The sequence below is a fragment of the Falsiroseomonas sp. genome, from assembly GCF_030695085.1.
Taxonomy (GTDB): Bacteria; Pseudomonadota; Alphaproteobacteria; order Acetobacterales; family Acetobacteraceae; genus Falsiroseomonas.
The window spans coordinates 1-1,071 of sequence record NZ_JAUYTS010000051.1; the positions used below are offsets into that span (position 1 = coordinate 1).

Here is a 1,071-nt window from a genome sequence, read left to right on the forward strand (position 1 = left end):
TTGTCGTCGCGCTCATCGGCGAAAAACTCCTTGCGGAATTCGATCCCGTTGCCGCCGGTCATGCCCGCACCCTCCCGCCAGCCACCGACAGGATGGCCGAGATAATCGGCTCATACCCGGTGCAGCGGCAGATATTGCCGCTGATCGCCTCGATCACCTCATCGCGCGTGGGCGCAGGATTGCGGTCCAGAAGCGCCTTGGCCGAAATCAGCATGCCGGGCGTGCAATAGCCGCACTGGGCCGCGAAATGTTCCATGAACGCCTCTTGCAGCGGGTGCAATGCGGGTGTGGCCAGCCCTGCGGCGGTCTCGACCCGGCAGCCCTGCACCGCCTCGGCCAGCGTCAGGCAGGCCAGATGCGTGGCTCCGTCGATGGTGACGGTGCAGGCACCGCAGGTGCCCTGACCGCAGCCATATTTTGGCGACATGTCGCCGACACTGCGGCGCAGAAAGTCCAGCAGGTTCTGACCGTCATCGGCAAAGGCCGCGCGGTCGTGTCCGTTCAGGGTGAATGTCACAGGTCGTTTCGCCATCTAGCGGCCCCCCATCCGTTCCAGCAGGCGGCGCAGATGCACCCCCGCCACCTCGCGCCGGTACCATGCGCTGGCGATGGCATCGGTCGGCGGGTCCAGCCCCTCGGATGCCACCTGCGCCGCTCGCGCGATCGTGGCCGCGTCCAGCGCCTGCCCTTCCAGCACCCGCTCCACCGCCGCCGCGCGCAGCGGCGTCGGCCCCATGGCACCGAAAGCCACGCGCGCGCCCCGTATCCGCCCGCCTTCACGCGGCAGATGCACGGCAATGGACAGAACCGACACGCCCTTGGGCTTGATCCGGCTGACCTTGGCAAAGGCAAAGTCAGCCGGGTTGCGCGGGCGCGGCACCTCGATGCTGGCGATCAGCGCGGCGCGTCCACGGTCGCGCAGCAGGTCTTCCAGCGGGCGTGCGCCCTGCCCGACCGCCACAACGCGCGCGCCCAAAGCCAGCAGTGCCGCGGTGAAATCGCCGTAAGGATGGGCGGCAAACAGATTGCCCCCCACCGTGGCCATGTTGCGCACCTGCGGCCCGCCCACGG

Annotated in this window: 2 protein-coding genes; both read right to left on the reverse strand. The window is 68.7% G+C overall.

The annotated features are described in order from the left end of the window. Nucleotides 1-58: 58 nt before the first annotated feature. Nucleotides 59-517: a (2Fe-2S)-binding protein gene (locus Q8S40_RS05960; RefSeq protein WP_305669652.1), complete on the reverse strand. Its 459-nt coding sequence runs from the start codon at nt 515-517 to the stop codon at nt 59-61. A 15-nt stretch (nt 518-532) separates the two neighbouring features. After that, nucleotides 533-1,071: xanthine dehydrogenase family protein subunit M (locus Q8S40_RS05965; protein ID WP_305669653.1), on the reverse strand; the 539-nt coding region annotated here is incomplete at its 5' end.